This is a genomic window from Candidatus Dormiibacterota bacterium, from assembly GCA_035635555.1.
Classification (GTDB): domain Bacteria; phylum Acidobacteriota; class Polarisedimenticolia; order Gp22-AA2; family Gp22-AA2; genus Gp22-AA3.
Genome location: DASQAT010000019.1, coordinates 1 through 20,129, shown reverse-complemented (window position 1 = coordinate 20,129; position 20,129 = coordinate 1). Strand labels below are relative to the sequence as shown.

Annotated in this window: 18 protein-coding genes; 14 read left to right on the top strand and 4 right to left on the bottom strand. The window is 68.5% G+C overall.

Annotation, left to right across the window (positions count from 1 at the left end):
- Window positions 1-156: 156 nt before the first annotated feature.
- Window positions 157-1,446 (bottom strand): nitrate/sulfonate/bicarbonate ABC transporter ATP-binding protein, encoded by a 1,290-nt coding sequence (locus VEW47_05405; GenBank protein ID HYS04612.1) that lies wholly within the window; start codon window positions 1,444-1,446, stop codon window positions 157-159.
- 10 nt (window positions 1,447-1,456) lie between these two features.
- Window positions 1,457-3,178 (bottom strand): ABC transporter permease subunit, encoded by a 1,722-nt coding sequence (locus VEW47_05400; GenBank protein HYS04611.1) that lies wholly within the window; start codon window positions 3,176-3,178, stop codon window positions 1,457-1,459.
- A gap of 155 nt (window positions 3,179-3,333) precedes the next feature.
- Between VEW47_05400 and VEW47_05395 the strand changes: the two genes are divergently transcribed.
- From VEW47_05395 to hemW, 9 genes are read left to right on the top strand one after another with little or no spacing between them, the layout of a single operon-like run.
- Window positions 3,334-4,320, top strand: coding sequence for an AAA family ATPase (locus VEW47_05395; protein HYS04610.1), 987 nt, complete (start codon window positions 3,334-3,336; stop codon window positions 4,318-4,320).
- Between the two features lie 38 nt (window positions 4,321-4,358).
- Window positions 4,359-5,240 (top strand): DUF58 domain-containing protein, encoded by an 882-nt coding sequence (locus tag VEW47_05390; GenBank protein HYS04609.1) that lies wholly within the window; start codon window positions 4,359-4,361, stop codon window positions 5,238-5,240.
- Window positions 5,237-6,370: a hypothetical protein gene (locus VEW47_05385; protein ID HYS04608.1), complete on the top strand. Its 1,134-nt coding sequence runs from the start codon at window positions 5,237-5,239 to the stop codon at window positions 6,368-6,370. Before VEW47_05390 ends, VEW47_05385 begins: the two co-directional genes overlap by 4 nt.
- Entirely contained in the window at window positions 6,367-7,368 is a 1,002-nt protein-coding gene (locus VEW47_05380; protein ID HYS04607.1) for a VWA domain-containing protein, read from the top strand. Before VEW47_05385 ends, VEW47_05380 begins: the two co-directional genes overlap by 4 nt.
- A 37-nt stretch (window positions 7,369-7,405) precedes the next feature.
- Window positions 7,406-8,446, top strand: coding sequence for a VWA domain-containing protein (locus VEW47_05375; GenBank protein ID HYS04606.1), 1,041 nt, complete (start codon window positions 7,406-7,408; stop codon window positions 8,444-8,446).
- Window positions 8,443-9,126 (top strand): tetratricopeptide repeat protein, encoded by a 684-nt coding sequence (locus VEW47_05370; protein HYS04605.1) that lies wholly within the window; start codon window positions 8,443-8,445, stop codon window positions 9,124-9,126. Before VEW47_05375 ends, VEW47_05370 begins: the two co-directional genes overlap by 4 nt.
- Window positions 9,123-10,997, top strand: coding sequence for a BatD family protein (locus VEW47_05365; protein ID HYS04604.1), 1,875 nt, complete (start codon window positions 9,123-9,125; stop codon window positions 10,995-10,997). The genes VEW47_05370 and VEW47_05365 overlap by 4 nt, the downstream gene beginning before the upstream one ends.
- Window positions 10,994-11,764 (top strand): tetratricopeptide repeat protein, encoded by a 771-nt coding sequence (locus VEW47_05360; GenBank protein HYS04603.1) that lies wholly within the window; start codon window positions 10,994-10,996, stop codon window positions 11,762-11,764. The genes VEW47_05365 and VEW47_05360 overlap by 4 nt, the downstream gene beginning before the upstream one ends.
- Window positions 11,761-12,924: a radical SAM family heme chaperone HemW gene (gene hemW, locus VEW47_05355; protein ID HYS04602.1), complete on the top strand. Its 1,164-nt coding sequence runs from the start codon at window positions 11,761-11,763 to the stop codon at window positions 12,922-12,924. The genes VEW47_05360 and hemW overlap by 4 nt, the downstream gene beginning before the upstream one ends.
- Here hemW and VEW47_05350 read toward each other — a convergent pair.
- Window positions 12,912-14,330 (bottom strand): sulfatase, encoded by a 1,419-nt coding sequence (locus VEW47_05350; GenBank protein HYS04601.1) that lies wholly within the window; start codon window positions 14,328-14,330, stop codon window positions 12,912-12,914. The two genes, hemW and VEW47_05350, sit on opposite strands and share 13 nt — an antisense overlap.
- 83 nt (window positions 14,331-14,413) lie before the next feature.
- On the opposite strand from VEW47_05350, the gene VEW47_05345 reads away from it, so the two are divergent.
- From VEW47_05345 to VEW47_05325, 5 genes are all read left to right on the top strand, one after another.
- Window positions 14,414-15,466 carry a GntG family PLP-dependent aldolase gene (locus tag VEW47_05345; protein ID HYS04600.1) on the top strand — a complete coding sequence of 351 codons (1,053 nt, stop codon included), beginning with the start codon at window positions 14,414-14,416 and terminating at the stop codon, window positions 15,464-15,466.
- Between the two features lie 75 nt (window positions 15,467-15,541).
- Window positions 15,542-16,702, top strand: a complete 1,161-nt coding sequence (locus VEW47_05340) for an acyl-CoA dehydrogenase family protein (protein ID HYS04599.1) — start codon at window positions 15,542-15,544, stop codon at window positions 16,700-16,702.
- On the top strand, window positions 16,702-18,108 hold the full coding sequence (gene meaB / locus VEW47_05335; GenBank protein ID HYS04598.1) for a methylmalonyl Co-A mutase-associated GTPase MeaB: 1,407 nt from the start codon (window positions 16,702-16,704) through the stop codon (window positions 18,106-18,108). The genes VEW47_05340 and meaB overlap by 1 nt, the downstream gene beginning before the upstream one ends.
- Entirely contained in the window at window positions 18,105-18,809 is a 705-nt protein-coding gene (locus tag VEW47_05330; GenBank protein ID HYS04597.1) for a CoA transferase subunit A, read from the top strand. Before meaB ends, VEW47_05330 begins: the two co-directional genes overlap by 4 nt.
- On the top strand, window positions 18,760-19,416 hold the full coding sequence (locus VEW47_05325; GenBank protein ID HYS04596.1) for a 3-oxoacid CoA-transferase subunit B: 657 nt from the start codon (window positions 18,760-18,762) through the stop codon (window positions 19,414-19,416). Before VEW47_05330 ends, VEW47_05325 begins: the two co-directional genes overlap by 50 nt.
- Before the next feature lie 9 nt (window positions 19,417-19,425).
- On the opposite strand, the gene VEW47_05320 is transcribed toward VEW47_05325, so the two are convergent.
- The coding region (locus VEW47_05320; protein ID HYS04595.1) for a di-heme-cytochrome C peroxidase at window positions 19,426-20,129 on the bottom strand (704 nt) is incomplete at its 5' end.

Sequence of the window (20,129 nt, the reverse complement as noted above, 5' to 3'; positions counted from 1 at the left end):
CCCGAAGACTCAAGGAGCGTGCCACAGACCCGGCTCGAGCAAGAGACGACCCTTCAATCACTTCCGCAACCGCACCCCACCACCGTCGTCCGCCAGAAGACACGACCTCCGACCACCCTCACGCCTTCGGTCGCAACACTCTCGACGCCACGTTGATCAGGACTCAAGGAAGAGGTCGTCAGTATCGTCGTCGAACGCAAACAACTCGGCATACCGGGCCCAATTGATGGCAGTCTCGAGCTGCGCGGGCGCGTTCTCCCCGAACTCCGTCTGCAGGCGCTCCAGGAAATACGACTCGGCGACGCGCCGGTCGTCGTCCTCCTGCAGGGTCTCGTAGATCCAGCGGATCGTGGGATGACGCAGGAGGCGTCCCGCGATGATCTCCTTGCGCGCCGGGATGCTCGCGTCCGCGAACGCCTGGCCGAGCGGGGTAAGCAGGATGTCGCCGGAGTCGACCTGCGCGAAGCCGAGGAGCTGGGCGGCCTCCACCACGGGAAGCAGGTCGTCCAGCTCGAGGTGCAGGCCGCTGCCGATGCGGTGCAGGTCGGCCCGCCCGCCCTCCTCGGCCACCTTCTCCATGAGCCCCGCAAGACCGTTGATGCGCGCGCTCGGGAGACGCTTCGTCAGCAGCGGCTGTCCCTGCCCGGCCCCCGCCGCCCCCGTCTCCGGTTTCGCGGGGCCGGACACGAGTGCATAGACCTTGTCGAGGGTCGCCATGAAGGCGGTGTCCTTGCGATGGCGCGGGTAGCGCAGGCCGACCGGCATCTCGGCGAGGACCCGCCCGGGATCCTTCCCCATGATGATCAGACGATCGGCCAGGAGCACGGCTTCCTCGATGTTGTGGGTCACCAGCAGGATCGCCTGCGTGGGGATCGATTTTCCCAGCCACAGCTCGAGGAGCTCGTTGCGCAGCGCCTCCGCCGAGAGCACGTCCAGCGCCGAGAACGGCTCGTCCAGGCAGAGAAGCTCGGGCTCGACGGCCATGGCGCGCGCGAACCCGACCTTCTGCCGCATGCCGCCGGAGAGCTCCCGCGGATAGGCCGACTCGAAGCCGTCCAGACCGACGAGATCGATGAGCCTCAGCGCCACCACGCGGCGATCGTCCGGGGGGAGGCCGCGCGCCTTGAGCGCGATCTCGACGTTCTCCTGCACGGTGAGCCAGGGGTACAGGGCGAAGGTCTGAAACACGATGGTGGCGTGCGGATTGATCCCGACGAGCGGTTCGCCGCGGTACAGGACGCGGCCCGAGGTGGCGGGGGTCAGACCGGTGATGATGCGGAGCAGAGTCGACTTGCCGCAGCCCGATGGACCGAGGAGGCCGACGAATTCGCCGGGACGAATCGTCAGGTCGACGTCCCGGACGGCGACGCACGCGCGCCCGCCGCCGGCATATTCCTTGCCCACTCCCCGGAGCTCCAGCAGGCTTCCGTTGCCCGAGACGCTCATGCGATCCTCGTCACTCCATCCGATAGCGCTCTTCCGCCAGCCGGTACATGGAGCGCCAGAAGGTGCGGTTGATCAGGACGACGGTGGCGATGAGGGCCAGCGTCGACGCCAGCAGCAGGGGATAATCGCCGCGCGAGGTCGCTCCCGCGATCAGGGCCCCGATGCCGGTCGTGGAGTGCGATCGCCCTCCGAACTCCGCGTGCTCGGCCACGATGCTGGCGTTCCACGCCCCGCCTCCCGCGGTGATCGCTCCGGTCACGACATAAGGAAAGATGGCGGGAAGGATGAGGACGCGCCAGCGATCCAAAAGCGGCAGCCGGAGCAGGTCGGTCGTGAAGCGCAGATCCTGAGGGATGGCCGAGGCCCCCGCGATTACGTTGAACAGGAGGTACCACTGGGTCCCCATCAGCATCAGCACGATGGCGGCGATGTTCAGGCCCCCCGGCACCGAGAGGAGCGCGACCACGATGACGGGGAACAGGGCCGTGGCCGGAATCGAGGCGACCACCTGGACGATCGGCTGCACGAACGTGGCGAGCCGGCGGTTCATGCCGATGGCGACGCCGGCCGGAACCGTCCACGCGAGAGCGATCAGGAGCGCCGCGGCGACGCGCAGGAACGTGGCGCCCAGCCCGCTGAGGAGCGGCCTCCAGGTGGCCATCGGCAGCGCCGCGAGCATCCCCATGGCGCGGTACGCGCCGTAGAGGACGAGGAGCGCGAGAGCGCCGGACGCCAGGAGCGTGATGGTCGAGGGACGCGCGGCACGGGCGCCGGCAGGCGCGTCCGGGGCATCCCGCAGGCGCCTCGAGAGCACCGTGTCGACGCGCTCGGCCAGGGGCTCGATCAGCCTCGCCCGCGCCCGGTCGAGGAGGACCGAGCGGGAGAGGAGATGACCGAACCAGGAGGTGAACGGCTCCTCGCCGGACAGGGTGTCGACCCGGAACTTGTCCGCCCAGGCCAGGAGCGGCCGCCAGAGCACCTGGTCGAGGACGACGATGGTGGCGACGAGCGTCACGATGCCGTAGAGCACGGCGCGGCTGTCCCCGCGGTTCGCCGCCTCCTGCAGGTAGGCCCCCAGTCCGGGCAGCCGGAAGTCGCGGGCCCCGACCGTGAAGATCTCAGCGGCCATGAGAAAGAACCAGCCCCCCGCCCAGCTCATCATGCTGTTCCAGATCAGACCGAGCGCCGAGAAGGGCATCTCGAGAGTCTTGAAGCGCAGCCAGGGGCCGAAGCGGAACACCGAGGCCGCCTCCCGGAGCTCGTTCGGGATCGTCGTCATCGACTGGTAGAAACTGTAGGTCATGTTCCAGGCCTGCGAGGTGAAGATGAGCAGGATCGCGGCGATCTCGGCGGCCGGCTTCTGCGGCAGGACCGCGCTGAGCCCGAGGAGCACCACCGGCAGGAAGGAGAGGATCGGCACGCTCTGCAGGACGTCCAGCACCGGGATCAGCACGCGGCGCGCGCTCCTGCTGCGCCCGGCCGCGTAGCCGTACACGAGCGTGAAGGCGAGGGAGAGACAGTAGGCCGCCGCCATCCGCGCCGTGGACAGCAGGGCGTAGACCGGGAGTGCGGAGGGCGCCAGGGAGATGATCGGGCCGCGCTGGACCGCCGGCGCGCGCCAGGCCATGGACACGCCGGCCGAAAGCAGGGCCGCCAGCGCGAGCAGCACGACGGCATCGCCCGCCGTCAGCCAGGGACGGCGGGAAAGTGCGGGGCCGAACCGAAAGCGCACGCGGACCTCCCCATCGAGCGTGCGCGGATTCTATCCCCGGATCGAGGTCGTCGTCATTCGAACTCGTGCGCGGAGATCGCGCAAATTGACTCTCCGCCGCGCGTGGTCTAAAATTTTGCGCTCGTATCACACGCCTTCCGGAGGGCCTTCCCGCGATGGAGCAGGACATCAAGAGGATCAACGATCTCGTCCAGAAAGAGTCGGTGTTCGTCGACCAGGTCCTGGGCGAGGTGCGCAAGGTCATCGTCGGCCAGAAGGCGCTCCTGGACCGGCTGCTGATCGGCCTTCTGGGCGGTGGTCACCTGCTGCTGGAAGGGGTCCCCGGCCTGGCGAAGACGCTGTCGGTGAAGACGCTGTCGGACGTCATCGATGCGAAGTTCCAGCGCATCCAGTTCACGCCCGACCTTCTTCCCGCCGACCTGATCGGCACGATGATCTACAACCAGAAGGACGGACAATTCGTGCCCCGCAAAGGGCCTCTGTTCGCCCACATCATCCTGGCGGACGAGATCAACCGCGCCCCGGCGAAGGTCCAGTCGGCCCTCCTGGAATCGATGCAGGAGATGCAGGTGACGATCGGGGACACCACGTACCCGCTGGCGCCGCCGTTCCTCGTGCTGGCGACGCAGAACCCGATCGAACAGGAGGGGACCTACCCCCTTCCGGAGGCCCAGGTCGATCGGTTCATGCTGAAGCTCAAGGTCGACTACCCGAACAAGACCGAGGAGCGGGAGATCCTCGACCGGATGACCGGCCCCGATCACTTCGACGTGCGCAGGGTCATCACGCCCGCCGACATCATGCGGGCCCGCGCCGTCGTGGGCCAGGTCTACATCGACAGCCGCATCAAGGACTACATCGTGGAGATCGTGTTCGCGACCCGCCGGCCCGAGGACTACAAGCTCGACATCAAGGGTCTGATCCAGTTCGGAGCGTCCCCCCGCGCGACGATCTTCCTGACCGTGGCGGCGAAGGCGCACGCGTTCATCCGGGGCCGCGGTTACGTGACGCCCGAGGACGTCAAATCGATCGCCTTCGACGTCATGCGGCACCGGATCATCCTGTCGTACGAGGCCGAGGCCGAGGACGTCACGACCGAGCAGATCATCCAGAGGGTGCTCGACACCATCGAGGTGCCCTAGGAACGCCGGGACGCACCGCACCGGTGAATTCCTGAGCCATGCTTCCAGCCGATCTCCTGAAGAAGGTGCGCCGCATCGAAATTCGCACCAGCCGCCTGGTGAACGAGTCCCTGGCGGGCGAGTACCACTCCGTGTTCAAGGGGCGCGGCATGGAGTTCTCCGAGGTGCGCGAATACCAGTTCGGCGACGACATCCGGAGCATCGACTGGAACGTCACGTCCCGCATGGGCCATCCGTACGTGAAGAAGCACGTGGAGGAGCGCGAGCTGACCGTTCTGCTCCTGGTCGACTTCTCGGCCTCGGGAGAGTTCGGCACGCGCCGGCAGTTCAAGCGTGAGATCGAGGCGGAGATCTGCGCCATCCTGGCGTTCTCGGCGATCAAGAACAGCGACCGGGTCGGTCTCATCGCGTTCACCGATCGGATCGAGACCTTCCTGCGGCCGCGCAAGGGGAAGGACCACGTCCTGCGCGTCATCCGCGAGATCCTCTATTTCCGTCCGCGCGGGAAGGCCACCGACCTGGGCATGGCGCTGCAGTTCATGTACAGGACCATCACCAAGCGCGCCGTGGTGTTCGTGGTGTCCGATTTCCTGGTGCAGGGTTACGAACAGCCGCTGCGCGTGGCGGCGCGCAAGCACGACGTCATCGCGATCACGGTCACCGATCCGCGCGAGGAGTCCCTGCCGCCGGTCGGCCTCCTGGACCTGGAGGACGCGGAGACGGGAGAACGGATCCTGGTGGACGCCTCCGATCGCCGGACGCGCGCGCGCTACCAGGCATGGGCCGTGCAGCGGCGGGCGGCCCGCGAGGCGCTGTTCCGCGGCAACGCGATCGACTGTCTCGAGCTGTTCACCGACCGCCCCTATGACGCGCCGCTCCTCCGGTTCTTCCACCGCCGGGCCCGGAGGATGAGCCGATGAGGAGGCCCGGCGCGGCACGAGGCGCGGCCGCGGCCGGCGCGGCCGCGATCGGGGCGCTCGGCCTGGCGCTCGTCCTGCCGGTCGCGGCCGGCGGGGCCGCCCCCGCACCGGCGCCGGGCTCCACGGCGGCCGGGCCGGCTCCAGGGACGGGGCCGGCCGGAGCGGGCGGCGCGGCGGCGCCGCAGCCCGAACAGACGCCCGCGGCCCCCGCGCAGGCGGGAGCGGTGCGGATCGAGGCGGCGGCCGATCGAAAGACCGTGACGGTCGGCGATCCGATCACGGTGACCGTCCGGCTGCTCCACCCGCCCGATGCCAGGGTGACGGCATTCGATCCCGAGCGCTCCCTCGGAGACCTGGCCGTACTCGGCAGGCAATCGTCCCAGACGACGCTTCCCGATGGCCGGGTGCAGGAGACGCGCGTGCTGCGCGTGGCGGGCTACCGGCTCGGCCCCTCGCGCATCCCGTCGATCGAGGCGACCGTCGTGGACGCCTCGGGCAGGGAGGCGAGGGTCGCCACAGTACCGGTGCCGTTCACCATCGGCTCCGTCCTGGCGGAAGGGGATACGCGCCCCGCCGACATCAAGAACCCCGCGGTCATGCCGGTGCCGCCCCTGTGGCCCTTCATCCTCCTGGCCGCCATCGCGGCCGCAGCCCTGGCCGTCTGGATCTGGCGTCGCAGACGGGCGCGCGGCGGGCCGGTCGAGGGCGCCGCCCCGGCGGCGCCTCCGAGGCCGGCGCACGAGATCGCCTATGCCGAGCTGGAGCGCCTTCTCGCGTCGGGGCTCTTGGAGAAGGGGCGCGTGAAGGAGTTCTACATCGAGCTCGCGGAGATCGTGAGGCGTTACTTCGAGGCTCGTTTCGGGGTGGACACGTTCGAGCGCACCAGCGCCGAGATCCTGGAGGCGCTGCGGCTGGCACGGCTGCCCGCGAAGGGGATGGCGCTGACGGCGGAATTCTTCGGCTCCTGCGACCTGGTCAAGTTCGCGAAGCACATCCCGGCGTCCGACGACACCCGCGCGGTGGTCGAGAAGGCCTACCACCTGGTCGACGAGACGCGGCGGCGCGAGGCCGTGCCCGCCGACATCATGCCGGCCGTCGCTTCCGGCGCGGCCGCGGGCGGGACCCGATGACCTCGTTCCTGTTCGCCGCGCCCTACGCCGGGCTGGTCCTCCTGACCCTCCTCGCTCTCCTGGTGGTCCATCTCGCGCGTGGCCGCGTCGGGCGCGCCAGCCTCGTCTTCCCGCTGACGTCCCCCTTCCGTGCCATTCCGCCCGGCCTGGCCGTGCGGCTGCGCCACGTGCCGGTCGCTCTGCGGGTCCTGGGGCTGCTGCTCCTCGTCGTCGCGTTCGCGCGTCCCCAGACCGGCCGCCACGAGGAGGAGGTGCTCACCGAGGGGATCGACATCGCCCTGGCGGTGGACATCTCGGGCAGCATGCGCACCGAGGACTTCAAGCCGAAGAATCGCCTGGCCGTCGCCAAGGACGTGGTCGGTCAGTTCGTCCACGGACGGCGCAACGATCTTATCGGTCTGGTCGTCTTCGCCGCCAACGCCTACACGCGCTGTCCGCTGACGCTCGATTACGGTGTGCTGCAGGACCTCCTGTCCCAGGTCGACATCGCCTCCCGCGAGGAGGATGGCACCGCGATCGGCATGGGGCTGGCGACGGCGGTGGCGCGGCTCAAAGACGCCAAGGGGAAGAGCCGGGTGATCATCCTGCTCACCGACGGGCGCAACAACCGCGGACAGATCGATCCCTTGAGCGGCGCGCGCCTGGCGCAGGCCATGGGGATCAAGGTCTACACCATCGGGGTCGGGACGGAAGGGGAGGCGCCCTACCCGATCGACGATCCGATCCTCGGGCGGCGCTACATCAACGTCCAGGCGGACATCGACGAGCAGACGCTGCAGCAGATCGCCGACGCGACCGGCGGCCGGTACTTCCGGGCCACCGACGCGCGCGCTCTCAAGGAGATCTTCGCGACGATCGATCGGATGGAGCGGACCGAGATCAAGGTGCGCGGCTACACGCGCCACACCGAGCAGTTCGCCTGGTGTCTCTACCCGGGGGCCTTCCTCGTTCTCCTGGAACTGGCGCTGTCGTCCACCGTGCTGAGGAAGATCCCATGACACCCGCCGGTCCGGGGCGCGGTACCGGGGAGTACTGATGCGCTTCGCGGCTCCTGAATTTCTGTGGTGGCTTCTCGGAGTGCCTGTCCTGATCGGCCTGTTCGTGCTGTCACTGCGCCGCCGCCGGCTGGCGCTTCAGGCCTTCGGCGACCTGCCTCTCATGATGCGTCTGACCGGAAGCGCCAGCCTCGAGAGACGCATCATCAAGGCCGTGCTCGTGGTGCTCGCATCGGTCTTCCTGATCGTGGCCCTGGCGCGTCCTCAGTGGGGCGCGAAGCTCGAATCGGTCACGCGGCGCGGTGTCGACGTGATCGTCGCGGTCGACACCTCCCTGAGCATGCTGGCCGAGGACGTGAAACCGAACCGCATGGCGCAGGCGCGGGCCGCGGTGGGGTCCTTCATCGATCTCCTGCGCGGCGACCGCGTCGGCGTGGTGGCGTTCGCCGGGACGTCGTACGTGGCCTGCCCGCTGACGCTCGACTATACCGCGGCGCGGATGTTCGTCGACGTGCTCGACGTCGATCTCATCCCGATCCAGGGTACCGCGATCGCCGAGGCGATCCAGGCCGCCGTCGCCGCGTTCCGACCCGGGGAGCGGCGCTACAAGGTGCTGGTGCTGATCACCGACGGGGAGGATCACGAGGGAAATGTCGAGGCGGCCGCGCTCGCGGCGGCGGCGGAGGGGGTGGTCATCTACACCGTGGGGGTCGGCAGCCCCAGCGGCGAGCCGATCCCGCTGCGGAACGCGCGGGGCGACATCATCGGGTATAAAGAAGACCGCGGCCACCGCAAGGTGACGAGCCGTCTCGGCGAGGGGGATCTGGAGGCGACAGCACTGGCCACGGGTGGCAAGTACTTCCGGTCCTCCCCTGAGGGGGTGGAGCTGCGACGCGTGTACGAGGAGATCTCGCGCATGGATCAAAGGACCCTGTCCGGGCGTACCCTGACCGCCTACGAGGAGCGCTATCAGTTCCCTCTCGGTGTGGCGATTCTTCTGCTCGGGATCGACACCGCCCTGGGGGAGAGAAGGCGCAGGGTGGCGGCGCCGGTCCCGGAGCGCGGGGAGGATGCGGCATGAGACGAAGCGACGGTCGAACGGCGGGCCTCCTGCTGCTTCTGGCTCTCGTCTGTCCGATGCCGGCTGTGGCCGACCCGGCGGCCAGGAAGAACAACGAAGGGAACCGCCTCTACGAACAGAAGAGGCTCGACGACGCCCTCAAGATGTACGTCGACGCCCAGGCGTCCCGTCCCGGGGCGCCGGAGCTGCACTACAACATCGGCAACGTGCTGTTCCGCAAGAAGGAATACGACAAGGCGGTCGAGGAGTACCTGCGCGCCCAGGCCGCGCCCGACCCGGTCCTGTCGCAGGCCGCCCTGTTCAACCGCGGGAACGCCCTCATGATGCAGGGACGTCTGGAGGACGCGATCCAGGCGTACGTCCAGGCGCTCCGCGCGCGTCCCGACGACACCGACGCCAAGCGCAATCTCGAGCTCGCCCTGCGTCTCCTGGACCAGCAGAAGAAGAAGCAGCAGCAAAAACCGCAGCAGGACAAGGACCAGGATCAGAACAAGAGCCCGCAACAGCAGCAAGGGGAAGGGGGCGGGCGGCCGCCGCAGCAGCAGAAGAAGCCCGGCGAGATGAGCGAAGACGAGGCGCGGCAGGTGCTCGAGGCGCTGCAGCAGGAGGAGAAGGAGGGGATCAAGAAGCACGCGCGGGCCGCAGTCGGCGACCGGCGCCCGCCGGAGCAGGACTGGTGACGCCCCGCCGTACCGCCCTGGCCATCGTGATCGCCGTTCTGATCGCGGCGCTCCTGGGCGTCGATCCGGCGGCCGCCCAGGACGTGGGCGTGCGCGCCCGCGTCGACAGCACCAGCGTGGTCGAGGGCGGGCAGGTCGTCCTCACGGTCGAGATCTCCGGTCCTTCGCTCGGGGAGGTCGCCCCGCCGGACGTGTCCGGCATCACCGACTTCGATATCGTGGGCGGGCCGATGACCTCGAACCGTTTCCAGTGGATCAACGGCCGGACCTCCGCCACCCGCACCTACAGCTACGCGCTGCGCCCGCGCCAGACCGGGAGCCAGCGTATCCCTTCCCTCGGCCTCCTCGTGAATGGCCGCACCTACCGCACCGAGGCGATCGACGTGGAGGTCGCCCCGGCGGGCAGCGCGGGGCCGCCGGGCGCGCCCCAGGCGGCGCCACCCGGAGGGGGGATCCGCGGGGGGCCCGGGCGGTCCCAGGGAATCACCCGGCCCCAGCCGGCGCCGGCGGATGCCCCCCAGGTTCGCATCGTGGCCGATGTCGACGAGCGCACGGCCTACATAGGGCAGCAGGTCACTCTGCGCGTCCTCCTCGATACCCAGACCGAAATCCTGAACCTGGGGATGAAGGACACGCCGACGTTTCCCGGATTCTGGGCGGAGGAGATCAAGCTGCCGGAAAACCTCGAGCAGCGCAGGGTGCAGCGCGGGCCCGAATCGTACAGCGAGTACACTCTGATGAAGCGGGCCCTGTTTCCCACCGGCACCGGCACCCTGATGATCCCGGGCCTGACCTACCAGATCCAGGTCCGCAGGCGCAGCCAGGATCCGATCGAATCGTTCTTCTTCACGCCGACCGAGACGATCACGAGACGCACCGAGCCGATCGCGATCCATGTGCAGCCGCTGCCCGCGGCGCAGCGCCCGGAAGCCTTCTCGGGTGCGGTGGGGAACTTCACCCTCTCGGTCACGGCCGACCGCAGGGAATCGCAGGTCAACGACGCCGTCGGCGTGAAGGTGAAGGTCGCCGGCGAAGGGAACCTGAACGCCGTGAACGCCCTGCCGCTTCCCGATCTGAGCGACTTCAAGCAGTACGCGCCCAAGGTCAGCGCCTCCACGTCGGTGGCGGGCGACCGGATGCTCGGCGAGAAGATCTGGGACTACGTCCTCATCCCCCTGGCGCCGGGATCGCAGGCGATCCCGCCCGTCCGGTTCTCCTTCTTCGATCCGAAGGCCGGTGTCTACAGGAGCGTCGCGAGCCCGGCGATTCCGATCCAGGTGGCGCGCGGTCCGGAGGGGAGCGCGGGCGGGACCGTCGGCGGGGTGGTGCAGAGCGACGTGCGGCAGCTTCGGCGCGACATCCATTTCATCAAGCAGGCGCCGGACGGGCTCATGGACCGCTCGCGCCCCTTCTACCGCTCCCGCTGGTTCGCCGTGTTGATCCTCCTGCCCGTGGCGGCGGACTTCGGCGTGTTCGTGTTCTCCCGGACCCGCCACTCGCAGCGGGCCAACGCCCGCCAGCGCCGTGAGCGGCGCGCGCGGACGATGGCGCGCCGCCGTCTCAAGGACGCGCACCGGCGGATGGCGCCGGCGACCGCCCGGGCGTTCTACGCCGAGGTGGCCCGGGCCCTGACCGAGTTCGTCGCGGCCAAGTTCGACACCTCGGGCGCCGGCTTGACGCACGATCGGATCGAGGATTTCCTTGCCTCGCGCGGCGCCCCGGACGAGGAGCGGCGCCAGTTCCACAGGTGCCTCGAGGCCTGCGACTACGCGCGATTCGCACCCGCCTCGTCCGGCTCCGAGGAGATGCGCCGCACGCTGCAGGAAGCGGAGGAGATCATCGTCCGTCTCGAGCGGTCGCTCTCGACATGAGACGCTCCCTCCTGGCGCTCGGCGTGCTCCTGATCCTGTGCGGTCTGGCGCCGGTCTCGCCGGCGCTCGCCACGACCCCCTCGGAGCTCTTCCAGGGGGGCAACAGCCTGTACGAGCAGGGCAAGTTCCGCGACGCGGCCGAGGCGTACGAGAAGATCCTGGGTTACGGTGTCGCCGATCCGCGCGTCCTGTACAATCTCGCCAACGCCTACTTCAAGCTCGGCAGGCTCGGACCGGCGATTCTCAATTACGAGCGGGCGCTCAGGCTCGATCCCTCCGATCAGGACGCCCGCGACAACCTGGAGCTGGCGCGCGGGCAAATCCGCGATCGCATCGAGGATGCCGAGGTTCCCTATCCCGTCAAGGTGATGCAGGACCATCTCGACACGGTCCCGCCCGACTCTCTGAGCGCGGTCTTCCTGTGCCTGTACGTCATCACCTGCGGCTTCGTGGCGTGCCTGCCGCTCACGAGCGGCGAGGGGAGGAGGCGCCTTTTGGGATACGCCGCGGCGGCCACCGGGGTGCTGGCGCTTCTCGCGGGGGGGGCGCTCGTCGAGGCCATTCAGAGCCGGACGGCGGAGCGGGCCATCGTCATGACCGACAGGGTGGACGTCCTGAGCGGGCCCTCGGCGGAGAACACGGTCCTGTTCACGGTGCACGAAGGCACACGGCTCGAGGTGCGCAACCGGCGCGACGGCTGGTACCAGGTGAGCCTTCCGAACGCCATGAGCGGCTGGATCCCCTCGGGGATGGTGGAGCGGGTTTGACCGGCGGAGCCGCCCGCCCTCTCGGTCTCTACGTGCACGTGCCCTACTGCGCCGTGCGCTGCTCCTACTGCGACTTCTATCTGATGCCCGGACGGGGTCCGGACCTCCCGACCTTCGTCGAGGCCCTGTGCGGCGAGATCGCGCTGGCGGGCCGGGAGTCCGGGGCGCCCCCGGCCGACACGATTCACTTCGGCGGCGGCACACCGTCTCTCCTCCCTCCCACGCTCCTGTCCGCCGTGCTCGCATCGCTGAAGTCTTCATTCAGGGTCTCTGCGACGGCGGAGCTTGCCCTCGAGGCGAACCCCGAGGACCTCGACGCCGTCCGCCTGGATGGATACGCCGCAGCGGGCGTGAATCGCGTCTCGATCGGCGTCCAGTCGCTCGACGATGATCTCCTGAAGCTGATGCGCCGGCCGCACGACGCCCGCCGGGCCCTCGCCTCGGTGGATGCCGCGCGACTCTCGGCTGTGCGCAGCCTCGGGATCGATCTGATACTCGGCCTGCCGGGTCAGCAGCGGACCAGGGTGACCGACGACATCCGGCGCATCGTGGACCGCGGCGTCGATCACGTGTCTCTCTACCTGCTGGAGGTCCATGAAAGGACCCGGCTGGGACGGGAAGTCGCCCTCGGGCGCCGCACCCCGATGGGCGACGACGAGGCGGCGCACCTGTACGAGGACGCGGCCGATGAGCTTCTCAATCAGGGCTTCGAGCACTACGAGATCTCGAATTTCGCCCGTCCCGGACACCGGAGCAGGCACAACCTGAAGTACTGGACCGACGAGGAGTATCTGGGGTTCGGCCCGTCGGCGCATTCCTATGTCGGAGAGCGTCGCTGGGCGAACGCGGCGGATCTGCGCGACTACCTGGCGCGCCGCGGTGAGCGATGCGCGCGAGTCGAGGACGTGCGTTCCCGCGACCGGCGCGCCTTCGAGGCGCTGTTCGCGGGGCTGCGCCTGTCCGAGGGAGTCGATCTGGAGGCCCTGCGCGCCCGCTACGGCGACGCCTTCGTCCCGCCGGGGGAGGCCTGTCTCGGGGCGCTGGCGCAGTCCGGCCTGGTGGAGCGTGCTCCGGACCGTCTGCGACTGACGCGACGCGGAAGGCTCGTCAGCAACGAAATCTTCGAGCGTCTCATGTCACCCGCCGATCAGTTGATGTAGCCCAGCGACTTCAGGCGCTGTCTCTCGTCCTCATCGATCGTCCGGGGCTCGCCCGCGGCCCCGGCGTCGTAATCGACGAAGCGCCGCAGCTCCCTCAGGAGTCGCTGAAGCACCTCCGGATCGGTCCCCGCGCCCTGGAGATTGCGCGTCTCCCCCGGGTCGGACGCGAGATCGTAGAGCTCCAGGATCTCCCCCGCGGGCCGGGGGATGTGAATCAGCTTGAAACGTCCGTCGAAGGCGGAGGACCACCGTCCCGAAGGCCCCGGGATGTAGTAGCGGCGGTTCTCCGGGTGGATCAACTGGTAGTCGCTCTCCGCGAACACGATGCTCCGCCCCGGAGCGGGGACCCAGACGCCCTGGTGTCCAGGACCCGCCCCCGCGGCCGGGATGAACAGGGGACGGCCGTCCACCGCCTGCATGCGGCTCAACCCGACGAGGGCGACGACGGTGGGAGCGATATCGACGTTCTCGGCCAGCGCGTCGACCTTCAGCCCCGGGGAGATCCGTCCGGGGAAACTGAGGAGGAGCGGAACGCGCAGCGTCGGCTGGTAGAGATACTCGCCGTGGGCGAAGTGGTAGCCGTGCTCCCCCAGGCTCTCGCCGTGGTCGGACGTCAGCACGACCAGGAGGGGCTGGAGCTCCGGCCTGGCCGCGTACTCGAGCAGGTCCGCGAGGGCGGCGTCCACCTGGGCGATCTCGCCGTCGTACAGCGCCGCCACATGCTCCACCTGCCGGGGTGGAAGCCGGTTGTCGAAGATCACCTGCCCCTTGGTCAGTCGTCCGGCTTCGAGATCCTCGTAGAGCGTGAAGGGTCCCGCGAAACCGGGATCGAAGACGCGGTCGAAGGGGGGGGCCGGCCTGTAGGTCCAGTGCGGGTCGAGATAGTGCACCCAGAGAAAGAACGGCCGGCCGCCCCCGCGGCCTCGCAGCCAGTCGAGGGCGCCCGCGCTCACCGGACCTGCCGAGTCGCCGTCCCAGCGCGCCTGGGGATTGTCGTACCGATCGAATCCCTGCTCGAATCCCTGGCCGGGCCGCAGGAAGAGGTTCGACACGAAGGCGGCCGTATCGTACCCCCCATCCCTGAGGATCTCGGCGAGAGTCAGGTTGGCGGGCGACAGCTTCGAGAACAGACCCCGCGCTCCGTGCGACTTGGGGTACCGCCCGGTCAGGATCGTGGCGACCGATTGCGTCGTCCGTGGCAGGGTCGTGTACATGCGCTCGAAGAGCGCCCCCTGCCCCGCCAGTCGATCGATGTGGGGCGTGGTCGGGCGCGCGTAGCCGTAGCAGCCCAGACGATCCGCGCGCAGGGTGTCGATGGTGATCAGCAGCACGTTCGGACGGGGAGGGCTCCGACCGCAGGACAGGAGGACGAGCACCGCGGGCAGCAGGAGAAGGGGACGTCGCATCCGCGGGCATTATAGCGCGTCGCGCAGGCGGGACGGCGGTTTCCGGGTGACGTCAGGCGCCCGCCTCGTGTACGATTCCGAACATGGACAGGATCGATCTCCGCTCCGACACCGTGACCCGGCCCACCCCCGCCATGCGGAAGGCGATGGCGGAGGCCGAGGTCGGAGACGACGTGTTTCGCGAGGACCCGACGGTCCGCCTTCTGGAGGAGCTCGCCGCCGCGCGTACGGGAAAGGAGGCGGCCCTGTTCGTTCCGACCGGAACGATGGGAAACCAGATCGCCGTGAACGTCTGGACGCGTCCCGGGCAGGAGGTCATCCTCGAGGAGCGCAGCCACATTTTCAACTACGAGATGGGAACGATGGCCGTGTTCTCCGGCGTCCTGCCGCGCCCGATCCGAGGCCAGGATGGCGTGCTGCAGGCGGAGGCGGTCGGCAGGGCCATCCGCCCTCCCGTCTACTATCTGACCCAGACGGGGCTCATCGCGGTCGAGAACACCCACAACATGGCCGGCGGGACGATCGTCCCCGCATCCGAGGCTGAGGCCATCTGCAATCTGGGGCGGGCGCGGCACATCCCGGTCCACCTGGACGGCGCCCGCCTGTTCAATGCGGCGGTGGCGCTCGGGCGGGACGCGGCCGACCTGGGGCGGCCATTCGACTCGGTCATGTTCTGCCTGTCCAAGGGGCTGGGCGCTCCGGTCGGCTCGGTCCTCTGCGGGCCGGCAGGCTTCATCGAGGAGGCGCTGCGGGTGCGCAAGAGGCTCGGGGGGGGCATGCGTCAGGCCGGGGTGCTGGCGGCGGCCGGTCTCGTGGCGCTGCGGGAGAATGTGAAGCGGCTGGCGGAGGACCACGCCAACGCGCGCCTGCTGGCGGAGGGGATCGGAGCCATCCGGGGACTGTCCGCCGACCCGGCCCGCGTGCAGACGAACATCGTCGTGTTCTCCGTCGCCCGGGGCGGCCTGACGGCGCACGACATCGTCGGCCGCTGGAAGGAGGCCGGTGTCCTGGCCCTGGCGATCGACGAGGCCCAGGTGCGCGCCGTCACGCATTACGACGTCGATCGCCGGGGGATAGAACGGGCGCTGGAGTGCCTGAATCTGCTGATGCGTGAAACGGCGAGGGACGCGTCCTGACAGGACCACCTCCTTGATCGGGGATCTTCGCTGCACTAGAATCGTTTTCTCTGCGCAACTCTCCCGGGGGCGTCGTTGGACTTCCAACTGAGCGAAGAACAAGAGCTGACCCGCCAGACCGTACGGCGCTTCGCCGAGAACGAGATCGCCCCCGTGGCGTTCCAACTCGACGAGACCCAGCAATTCCCCAGGGAGATCATGAAGAAGCTCGGAAAGATGGGGATGCTGGGGATTCTCTTCCCCGCCGAGTATGGAGGCGCCGGCCTCTCGTACATCGACTACGTCCTGATCATCGAGGAGCTGGCGCGGGTGGATGGCTCGATCGGCCTGTCGGTCGCCGCGCACAATTCCCTGTGCTCCAACCACATCTTCATGGCGGGAACGGAGGAGCAGAAGCGACGGTTCCTGGTTCCGCTCGCCAAGGGGGAGAAGATCGGCGCCTGGAGCCTGACGGAGCCGACCGCCGGCAGCGACGCCTCCGGCACGCGCGCCACCGCGCGACGCGACGGCAAGGACTGGGTCCTCGACGGCAGCAAGACGTTCGCGACACACGGCTCGGTGTGCGACGTGGCGGTCGTGTTCGCGGTCACCGACCGGAGCCGGGACAAGCACGGAATCTCCGCGTTCATCCTGGAAGGGGGCATGGCGGGGTTTCGCGCCGGACGCAAGGAGAACAAGATGGGCTGCCGCGCTTCCGACACGGCCGAGCTCGTCATGGAAGGATGCCGCGTGACCGACGCCAACCGCCTCGGCGGAGAAGGGCGGGGGTTCATCGATGCGTTGCGGATCCTGGACGGCGGCCGCATCGGCATCGGGGCGCTGGGGGTCGGGATCGCGCAAGGCGCCTTCGAGCAGGCGGTGAAGTACGCGCGCACGCGCCGACAGTTCGACCGGCCCATCGCCGACTTCCAGGCGGTGCAGTGGATGCTCGCCGATTCCGCCGTCGAGATTCATGCCGCGCGCCTTCTGGTGCAGCAAGCCGCGCATCTCAAGGACCGAGGGCAGGAGGTCACGCGCGCGGCGTCGATGGCGAAACTCTACTCCTCCGAGACTGCGGTGCGCGTCGCCAACCGCGCCGTGCAGATTCACGGGGGGTACGGGTATGTGAAGGAGTACCCGGTCGAGCGGGCCTACCGCGACGCCAAGATCTGCACCATCGGTGAAGGGACCTCCGAGATCCAGCGGCTGGTCATCGCGCGACAGCTCCTCGGGGAGACGCGCGAGCGGGCCTCCTGATGGAGGATCTGTCGAGGCGGCTGGTCGCGGGCGACCCGGTGGCGCTGGCGCGCGCCATCTCGCTCGTCGAGGAGGGGTCGTCCCGGGGAGAGGCGATCGTCGCGGACCTCTTTCCACGCACCGGGCGCGCCGCGATCCTCGGCGTGACCGGCCCACCCGGAGCCGGCAAGAGCAGTCTGGTCAACCGCCTGGTCGCGCACTACCGTTCCCAGGGGCGTACCCTGGGCGTCGTCGCCGTGGATCCTTCCAGCGCCTTCAGCGGCGGGGCGGTCCTGGGGGACCGCATCCGCATGCACGAGCACACGCTCGACCCGGCGGTCTTCATCCGCTCCATGGCGACCCGCGGCCGTTTCGGCGGCCTCAGCCGGGCCACGCGCGACGCCATCGATCTGATGGACGCCGCCGGCCGGGACCCGATCCTCCTGGAAACGGTGGGCGTCGGGCAGGACGAAGTCGACGTCGTGCGTGTCGCCGACACCGTCCTCGTGGTCCTGACTCCCGGGCAGGGAGACGACATCCAGGCGATCAAGGCAGGTCTTCTCGAGATCGCGGATGTGTTCGTGATCAACAAAGCGGACCATCCCGGGGCCGATCGTCTGGCGTCCGACCTGGAGGGGATGATGTCCCTGGCGGACAAGCGTGACTGGACCCCGCCGATCCTCGAATGCGTCGCGACGGAAGGGAAGGGGATCGAGCCGCTGGCGGAGGCGATCGCGCGCCATCGGGCGTTTCTGGAGGAGGGAAACCGGCTGGCGGAGCGGAGACGAGCCGGTCTCCGGGCGCGCTTCCTCGACATCCTGCGCGACCGCCTGATCACGCGCCTCATCTCGGGAGAGGTCGGTGAAGCCGAGCTGGAGCGCTGCGAGACGGCGCTTGTTGCGCGGCAGACCGACCCCTACACCGCGGCCCGCGAAGTGCTCCTGAGACTCGGGCCGGAGACGGAGGAGCGCGGCGGGGAGCCGCCCGGCGCACGTCTCGATCACATCGGCGTGGCCGTGCGGCGCATCGAGGAGCGTCTGCCGCTGTACCGGGACGTTCTCGGTCTCGAGCTTCGCGGCATCGAGCAGGTCGCAGGCGAAGGGGTGCGCGTCGCGCTCCTGCCGGCCGGCCGGACGCGGATCGAGCTCGTGGAGCCGGTCTCCGAGGGGTCTCCCGTCGGGCGGTTCCTCGAGGCGAGAGGGGAGGGGATCCACCACGTCTGTTTCGAGGTCGAGGATCTGGAGGCGGCGCTCGTGCGCGTCGGCGACGCGGGGTTCCAGGTGGTCGGGTCCCCCGGCCGCCCTGGCGCCGAGGGCTCGCGCATTGCGTTCATTCATCCGCGCGCGACCGGCGGCGTCCTGATCGAGCTGCGGGAGACCGGTGCCGGGCAGGAACGGACCGCCGCGAAGGAGACCCTCGGCCGATGAACAAAGTCGTGGCGAGCGCCGATGAGGCGATCCGTGACATCCCCGACGGGGCCACCCTGATGGTCGGAGGGTTCGGTCTCTGCGGCATTCCCGAGACTCTGATCAAGGCTCTGCAGCGCAAAGGGACGAAGGACCTGACCGTCATGAGCAACAACGCCGGGACCAGCGACTACGGTCTCGGCCTGCTGCTCAGGACGCGACAGATCCGCAAGATGATCTCCACCTACGTGGGCGAGAACGATCTGTTCGAGCGTCAGTTCCTGAGCGGGGAACTCCTGGTTGAACTGGTTCCGCAGGGGACATTCTCCGAGCGCATCCGCGCCGGCGGTGCCGGCATCGCGGCCTTCTTCACGCCGACCGGGTACGGCACGACGGTGGCGGAGGGGAAGGAGACCCGGCGCTTCGGAGAGCGGCATTACGTGCTGGAATCCTCGCTCACCGCGGATTTTGCCCTGGTGAAGGCGTACAGGGGCGATCGCCTCGGCAATCTTCAATACCGCAAGACGGCGCGCAACTTCAACCCGATCATGGCCACGGCGGCGCGCCTGACGATCGCGGAGGTGGAGCGCCTCGTGGAGCCGGGGGAGATCGACCCGGAGAGCGTTCATACCCCGGGCGTCTACGTGAAGCGCATCCTCCAGGGGACGAACTATGAAAAGCGAATCGAGCAGAGAACTCATCGTCCTGCGCGCGGCCGCTGAGCTCAGGGACGGCTACTACGTCAACCTGGGGATCGGCATGCCGACCCTGGTCGCGAACCATGTCCCGGAGGGCATGCATGTCACCTTCCAGTCGGAGAACGGCATGCTCGGAGTCGGTCCGTTCCCCCTCGAGGGGGAGGAGGACGCCGATCTCATCAACGCCGGAAAGCAGACCGTCACCGAGACCCCCGGCTGCTCCTACTTCAGCAGCGCCGATTCGTTCGCGATGATCCGCGGCGGCCACATCAACCTTGCCATCCTTGGCGCGATGCAGGTCAGCGAAAAGGGCGACCTCGCCAACTGGATGATCCCGGGCAAGCTGGTCAAGGGCATGGGCGGCGCGATGGACCTGGTCGCGGGCGTCAAGCGCGTCGTGGTGGTGATGGAGCATTCCGCCAAGGACGGCCCGAAGCTGTTGAAAAAATGCAACCTGCCGCTGACCGGCGAGAAGGTGGTCGACCTGGTGGTGACAGACCTGGCGGTCTTCACCATCGACAAGCATGGCAAGGACGGCATGGCGCTGATCGAGCTCGCCGACGGCGTCACGCTCGACGAGGTCAAATCGAAGACCGAGGCCGAATTCCGGGTGGCGCTGAAGAACGCGTAAAGGCGCCCTTCAGAGCTGCTTGAGATATTCGATCAGCGCCCAGCGATCGTCATCGTTAAGGTCTTTGCCGAAATCGTGCCCGGCGTTGCTATTGCCGGGTTCGGCTCCCGAACCCACGACCAGCTTGCCGTCCTTGAACGGTGAGCTGTCCGTTACGTACCCGACATTGACCCGATCATATGCCTTGCTGCCAACCATGAAGAATGGCTTCCTTTGATCTGGCGGCAGCAGCAATTCCCAGAGGTTCGGCACCGATCCGTTGTGAAGATAGGGCGCGGTCGCCCAGATGCCGTGCAGCACGCGCGATTCATAAGCGCGGGGTTCGCCGGGCACCTTGAACATGTTCGCAAGCCGGCTTTCCACATGGGATTTCAGATCTGCTCTCACCTTCGGGTCCAGCAGGGACACCAGATCAGGGGCTCTTTCTGAATCGGAGAACAGGTTATCGAGATCCTTGTGGATGGCCTGCCAAACGCCGCTATTGCGATTGGGAAGTTTGGGCGGGAACGGAAAGGCCTCGTTGAGCAGAGCGCCCACCACCGTTGTTGCGAGGACATCGCCGGTCGCGGCCGGATTTGACAGCCTCGATCCCGGCGGATTAGGCGACAGTGCGTCCTCCAGGATGCCGGTCTGTGACGTCCTCTGTGAATTGTCGAACATTTTCGGGTCGGTCCCGACCGCCATGACCGGCGTGCGCCAGGTGCCCAGCGGCA

Coding starts and splice junctions, on each gene's coding strand:
- VEW47_05325 (HYS04596.1), top strand. CDS start 18,760: ATGAAAAGCGAATCGAGCAGAGAACTCATCGTCCTGCGCGCGGCCGCT.
- VEW47_05395 (HYS04610.1), top strand. CDS start 3,334: ATGGAGCAGGACATCAAGAGGATCAACGATCTCGTCCAGAAAGAGTCG.
- VEW47_05360 (HYS04603.1), top strand. CDS start 10,994: ATGAGACGCTCCCTCCTGGCGCTCGGCGTGCTCCTGATCCTGTGCGGT.
- VEW47_05375 (HYS04606.1), top strand. CDS start 7,406: ATGCGCTTCGCGGCTCCTGAATTTCTGTGGTGGCTTCTCGGAGTGCCT.
- VEW47_05405 (HYS04612.1), bottom strand. CDS start 1,446: ATGAGCGTCTCGGGCAACGGAAGCCTGCTGGAGCTCCGGGGAGTGGGC.
- VEW47_05385 (HYS04608.1), top strand. CDS start 5,237: ATGAGGAGGCCCGGCGCGGCACGAGGCGCGGCCGCGGCCGGCGCGGCC.
- VEW47_05380 (HYS04607.1), top strand. CDS start 6,367: ATGACCTCGTTCCTGTTCGCCGCGCCCTACGCCGGGCTGGTCCTCCTG.
- VEW47_05370 (HYS04605.1), top strand. CDS start 8,443: ATGAGACGAAGCGACGGTCGAACGGCGGGCCTCCTGCTGCTTCTGGCT.
- VEW47_05345 (HYS04600.1), top strand. CDS start 14,414: ATGGACAGGATCGATCTCCGCTCCGACACCGTGACCCGGCCCACCCCC.
- VEW47_05330 (HYS04597.1), top strand. CDS start 18,105: ATGAACAAAGTCGTGGCGAGCGCCGATGAGGCGATCCGTGACATCCCC.
- meaB (HYS04598.1), top strand. CDS start 16,702: ATGGAGGATCTGTCGAGGCGGCTGGTCGCGGGCGACCCGGTGGCGCTG.
- VEW47_05350 (HYS04601.1), bottom strand. CDS start 14,330: ATGCGACGTCCCCTTCTCCTGCTGCCCGCGGTGCTCGTCCTCCTGTCC.
- VEW47_05390 (HYS04609.1), top strand. CDS start 4,359: ATGCTTCCAGCCGATCTCCTGAAGAAGGTGCGCCGCATCGAAATTCGC.